The 6,000-nt window shown below is 45.0% G+C and carries 4 protein-coding genes; 2 read left to right on the top strand and 2 right to left on the bottom strand.

The genetic code is table 11. The features are described 5' to 3' along the window. Nucleotides 1-104: 104 nt before the first annotated feature. Both H5300_RS24985 and H5300_RS24980 read right to left on the bottom strand, forming a co-directional pair. Nucleotides 105-905, bottom strand: coding sequence for a vancomycin high temperature exclusion protein (locus tag H5300_RS24985; RefSeq protein WP_182797184.1), 801 nt, complete (start codon nucleotides 903-905; stop codon nucleotides 105-107). Between the two features lie 195 nt (nucleotides 906-1,100). Then, nucleotides 1,101-2,789: an NAD-dependent malic enzyme gene (locus H5300_RS24980; protein WP_004733414.1), complete on the bottom strand. Its 1,689-nt coding sequence runs from the start codon at nucleotides 2,787-2,789 to the stop codon at nucleotides 1,101-1,103. A 184-nt stretch (nucleotides 2,790-2,973) separates the two neighbouring features. On the opposite strand from H5300_RS24980, the gene H5300_RS24975 reads away from it, so the two are divergent. Together H5300_RS24975 and H5300_RS24970 are read left to right on the top strand one after the other, a co-directional pair. Beyond that, nucleotides 2,974-5,352, top strand: coding sequence for a helicase-related protein (locus H5300_RS24975; RefSeq protein ID WP_182797183.1), 2,379 nt, complete (start codon nucleotides 2,974-2,976; stop codon nucleotides 5,350-5,352). Nucleotides 5,353-5,555: 203 nt separating this feature from the next. Continuing rightward, nucleotides 5,556-5,933: a hypothetical protein gene (locus tag H5300_RS24970; RefSeq protein ID WP_004733416.1), complete on the top strand. Its 378-nt coding sequence runs from the start codon at nucleotides 5,556-5,558 to the stop codon at nucleotides 5,931-5,933. Nucleotides 5,934-6,000: the final 67 nt, after the last annotated feature.

Below are 6,000 nucleotides of genomic sequence, written 5' to 3'. Positions count from 1 at the left end.
AGACTTTGTTGGAAGAATGTTACTCAAGTTAATAAAGGAGTGTTGGTGTGTTTTTGCTTAACAATGGGGAAGTGTGAGGCAACAAATTCAAAATGTGTAGTTTTCTACACATCGGTCTCTGCTGGTTCTAAAATAGGGCTTGCTGTAGGGTCAACAACAGGGTTTACAGTCGGGTCAGTAATAGGATTTGGAATCGGAAATGATTCCGGTTTTGGACTGGGTTGAATTGGCTCTTTAGGTCCAAGGAACTTTGGCGTTGTTCCCATAATATACAGATCAAGGAATGCTTTGGTGCGCGCAAACACTTCACGTAAACGTATTGAGGTTCCCGAATGGTGGGTTGGCCCTGAAACCGCCAAACACTGCGCATGAATATCGTAAGAATTGGCGATGAAGAGCGCTCTTTCACAGTGGAATTTCTGAGTGATGATCAGAAAATTATCAGTATCGAATATCTTTTTAGCGCGAACAATCGAGTCCAAGGTTCTAAAACCTGCGTAATCTAGATTGATGCGTTCATCGGGGACAGCCGCTTTCAACAAGTCGCGTTTCATCGTCCACGGCTCATTGTAAGAGCGATGAGCGTTATCGCCACTCAGTAGAAATTGGTCAACTTTTTCACGATCGAACAGCTCAATCGCGGCTTCGATTCGGTGTTTATAATAGTCGTTGAGTGTTCTACCCAGATATTTGCTTGTGCCAAGCACAACCGCGACCTCAAGCTCGGGCACGTCATCAATATCGTAGATGATGCGATCTTCCGCTTGCCATGAAACCCAATAATCGATCGCAATAACCGCAGCGCTGCCAACTAAGAACACGAGGAAAGCGCCAAACAGAAAACCTTGCAGTTTTTTGTAAGCTTTTTTTATGTAGCTACGGATAATGTGAGAATCAAATTTCACTCTCGGTATGGTCCTTTGACTGAGCATTAATTTTTGAGTGCTCGATAATACCAAAAAAAAATGAGAAAAATCAGTTAAAAAGACAAGACAGTGTAAAGAAAAAAGCCCCTGCAGTTGCAGAGGCTCTTATAAGAGTAGTTAACGCTCTTTATTCCAAGCGCAGTGCGCTTTTTATTCAGAGCGCAGCACGCTTTATTAGAATGCAGTACGCTTGTAGCGACGGTAAACCGGCTGCCAGAAGTGCTGGTCAATCGCTTGTTGAAGAGCTTCTTCAGTGATCTCTAGAGCAACGCCCTGTTCAATCGCTTTCTTACCAACGGCAAGAGCAATCTTCTTAGATACGGTGTGAATCTCTTCCAATGGTGGAAGTAGCGCACCTGAACCATTGATAGCAAGTGGAGAACACGTAGCAAGCGCACGGCTTGATTCCATCAACATTTCATCAGTGATACGTGACGCATTCACAGCCAATACACCAAGGCCAATGCCTGGGAAGATGTAGCTGTTGTTACACTGGGCGATTGGGTAAGTGGTGCCGTTATGAGTGACTGGCTCAAATGGGCTACCTGTCGCAACCAGTGCTTGGCCATCAGTCCAACGAATAATGTCGTTTGGAGTTGCTTCAACACGGCTTGTTGGGTTAGACAGTGGGAACACGATAGGGCGTTCACAGTGTAGGTTCATCTCTTTGATGACTTCTTTGCTGAACAGACCTGGAGCACCAGATACACCAACTAATACGGTTGGTTTCGCGTGGCGAACAACGTCTAGTAGAGAGAAACCAGTGCCGTCGCTTTCCCAGTCTTTGGTGTTTTCGTTGGTTTGAACGAGACGCTGTTGGAAATCAAGCAGGTTTTGCATGCCTTCCTGTAACAGACCCCAACGGTCAACCATGTAAACTTGAGAGCGTGCTTGTGCATCGCTGATACCTTCAGACACCATTTGAGCAATGATAGCTTCAGCAATACCACAACCTGCAGAACCGGCACCTAAGAAGGTGATGCGTTGATCTGAAAGTTTGCTGTTTGCTGCTTTACATGCTGCAAGTAGAGAACCAACCGTTACGGCTGCTGTGCCTTGGATGTCATCGTTGAAACAACAGAGGCGATCTTTGTAACGCTCAAGCAGTGGCATTGCGTTCTTTTGTGCGAAATCTTCGAACTGAACTAATGCATCAGGCCAGCGGCGTTGAACCGCTTGGATGAACTCTTCAACGAATGCATCGTAGTCAGCACCTGTAATACGAGGGTGACGCCAGCCCATGTACATTGGGTCTGCAAGACGTTGAGGGTTGTTTGTACCCACATCGAGCACGATAGGTAGCATGTAAGCTGGGCTGATACCGCCACAAGCTGTGTACAATGCTAGCTTACCAATTGGAATACCCATGCCACCGATACCTTGGTCTCCCAAACCAAGAATACGCTCACCATCCGTAACCACGATAACTTTAACGTTGTGGTTTGTCGCATTGTTCAGTAGGTCATCGATACGATCGCGGTTCGGGTATGAGATAAACAGACCACGGCCACGACGGTAAATATTTGAGAAGTTCTCACATGCTGCGCCAACCGTTGGCGTGTAAATGATAGGCATCATTTCAGAAATGTGGTTTTGAACTAAACGATAAAAAAGCGTTTCATTAGTGTCTTGGATGTTACGAAGGTAGATATGCTTATCCATATCACTTTCGAAGTTACAATATTGCTTGTATGCACGTCCTACTTGTTCTTGGATTGTTTCGGTCGTTTCCGGTAACAAGCCTTCAAGGTTGAAAGAACTGCGCTCTTCAGCAGAGAATGCGCTGCCTTTGTTTAGAAGAGGGGTACTTAGTAGAGCAGGACCAGCATAAGGGATATATAGAGGGCGTTTATCGTTGTTCATTGGATGCCTAATATGGGAGAAAGGGTAACCGAAAAATGATAACGGTTTAGTTATTCAATTGTAAATAGTTTCCCTCCGATCTTTGCAAACAAAATGATATTCTTACCCATGTCCCACACTTATCGAATTCTAGCGCCATAATTCGTTATACTTCGCTCACACTTTTTCGCGACGCCTCCTTTTTATGTCATTACTTCCTATCGATCCTTATCAAAACGTATTCCACGAGCAAATCGCCAATTCTCACCTTGTAGTCGAAGCTGAAACCGGATCGGGTAAATCAACGCGTTTGCCAATTTGGGCTTCCCAGCATGGACGAGTGTTGGTGGTGGAGCCAAGACGCATCGCGTGTACGTCATTGGCTAAATACCTCGCACAGCAATCGGGTGAGAAGCTTGGTAGCAAGGTTGGCTATGCGATTAAGCTTGAGTCGGAGTACAACGAGCAAACGAACGTTGTTTTTGTGACTCCCGGTATCGCGCTGCGTTGGTTATCAGAAGACGGATTAGCCAGTTTTGATGTGATTGTGGTGGATGAGTTTCACGAGAGGCGCTGGGACATTGATCTGCTGGTGGCGATTCTCAAACAAAAAGAGAGCCATCGCTTGGTGATCACTTCAGCAACCATTGAAGGGGAGCGTCTTGCTGATTACTTGGATGCGAATCGAATTAGCTGTGAAGGCCGAACTTATCAAGTTGCTATTGAACACAGGGCGAATGAGTCAAGAGCATTGCCCGATATTCGACATCTAGAGCAACGCATTGCTGAAGAAGTGAATCATCAACTGATCGCTTCACATGGCGATATCTTGGTTTTCCTACCGGGTAAAAAAGAGATCGTGCAATGTGAACAAGCCTTGGCAAAGAATCCAGACATCCAAGTAGTGAAATTGCATGCGTCGGTCTGTGAAAAAGAACGAGATCTAGCGTTATCGGGTCGTAATATCAATACTGAAGGTAATAGCCTGAGAAAGGTCATTTTGGCGACCAACGTTGCTGAAACCTCCCTCACCATACCTGATATTGGCGTGGTGATAGATTCAGGGTTAGAAAGACGTACCGTTCAACGAAACGGAAGAACCACACTGATGCTTAAATCCATATCACGAGCGAGTGCCAAACAACGAGCTGGCCGTGCGGGTAGAGTGATGGATGGCATTTGTGTGCGTCTATATGGCGAACATGCGGCGTTAGAGTTAGTCACACCACCTGAATTGCAGCGTGAAGAGCTGACAGAACCTATGTTGGCCGCGGCATGTTGTGGTGCTCCGTTTGAGAGCTTGTCCTTCCTTGATCCTATTCCTGAGAAGTCATTAAACAGCGCGACTCAAACCTTGCTCACGATGGAGGCGATTAATAGCGACCATCAAATTACCGAGCATGGCAAAAAGCTGTATCCGCTGCCGATTGATGCTTTGTATGCCGATATTGTTACTCGAATCAAAACCAAAGCATTAAAAGAAGCGATGGTCGATCTCACCGCGGCGTTGTCCGTTCCTGCTCGTTTGTATCAGTTGCCGAGCAATGCAGAACATCTTGAAGCACTCGCTCAGCAAGAGAAAGAAGGGTGTGACTTAAGCCTGTTAATTCAGATTGTTCGTGGTCGCGATTATCCGCATTTAGAAATCGACCAACAGGCACTGAATGAAGCACAAGGGCTGGCAAAGCAAATGCGTGAGGTGTTTGAACTTCCTCAGTTAGAAGTCGCGTCACGTTTCCAACGTATTGAACTGCTTAAGACTATTGTGCATTTGCATCCTGAGCTGGTGTTTGTGCGCCGACTGAAGAGGAAAGAAGCCTTTGCTAATGGAGTGTTAGAGGTCGTACTCGGCCGTCAGAATCGTTTCCCGGACAATGCACAAGCGATGTTGGTGCTTGATACCCATAGTTTGCCGGGAAGAGGTGTTAAGCAAACACTGACCTTAGCGACGGTCACGGCACCTATTCCTCTTGAGCTTATCATCGAAGCTGAACTCGGAGATTGGGAGCAAGGTGAAACAAGAGTAAATGATGATGGTGTCTTTACCGAGATGGCTTTGGTGTACGCAGGCCGTACAATTACGACCAAGCTCGTCGCGGCTGAAGGGCAACTATCATTAAAGCCTATTGTCGATCTTGTGTTAAAAGGCGTCCAACTTCCCGGTTTTGCAAAGGTTCGCACTCAAGAAATCAAACACTGGCAGCTTTATGTGAAACTCGGTCTCGATGAACAAACCCAATACACACCAGAAATTGAGAACATTAACTTTGAGCTATGGTTGATAGAGCAGCTTGAGGTGCTAGGTGTCACTGATGTGAGCGAATTGGAAATGTTCGACCATGCAGACATACCTTTCGATGGGATTCCAAGTTGGCTCTATTCAGAGTTCTCTGAAAAATACCCGTTTGCACTGAGCCTTGCCGACTTGCAACTTGATGTAGAATACTTGCCCGCACGAAAGCTGATTTACGTACACTATCAATCGGGTAGCCGAAAGTTATCACCAAAACGTTGGGAGCTGCCAACATGGTCTGGCTGGCGTATTCAATACAAAAAAGCGAGCCGGATAATTGATATAAAATAGATAGATAAGTTTTATCTCTAAAATATTAATCAAATAGGTGCATATATGATTATTCAGTGCTTATTTTGTTACAAAATTGATTTTTATATGCCTTTTTAACCAATCAAAAGGTCATAAAAGACTATTCTTCTATATCCTATTGCTATAAAGAAAGAGTTGATAGATATTGAGTATATTGTGTTGTCAAAGTGTCGGGGGACATCATGGAAAAACAGATAGAGACGCGTGTAGAGTTCGATTACACAACCTTTCTTGGCGCCTCATGCAGTAAAAAATGGACTTTTCTGGAAGCACTAACCACAATTGCGCCAGTATTCAGTACCGTCTGGCGAGATAGCATTAAAGAGCTAGCAAGCCCTGAAGATCGTTTATGGCAGATGGCATTAAAATCAATGTCGACGCGTAAAAGTGATGAGTCAAACATTGTTACCTTACTTAAGCTAGCTAGGCTGGAAGGGATCAATGAGCTCAAAGTTGTTATGCCATATTCTCTTGAAGAAGAGCAGATAGAGTACATCGAGACGCGCAGTCATTTGGTGATTGCCGAGAATACTGGAGAAGAGTTTACTATCAAGCTTTAATCTCTCAGTATTGCTTAGAGCTTAGAGCTTAGAGCTTAGAGCTTAAACTTAGAACTTAGAACATATC

The organism is Vibrio sp. SG41-7 (assembly GCF_014164465.1).
Classification (GTDB): Bacteria; Pseudomonadota; Gammaproteobacteria; order Enterobacterales; family Vibrionaceae; genus Vibrio; species Vibrio splendidus.
Note: the sequence above shows the minus strand (reverse complement) of the source record. Positions and strands in the feature narration are given on the sequence as shown.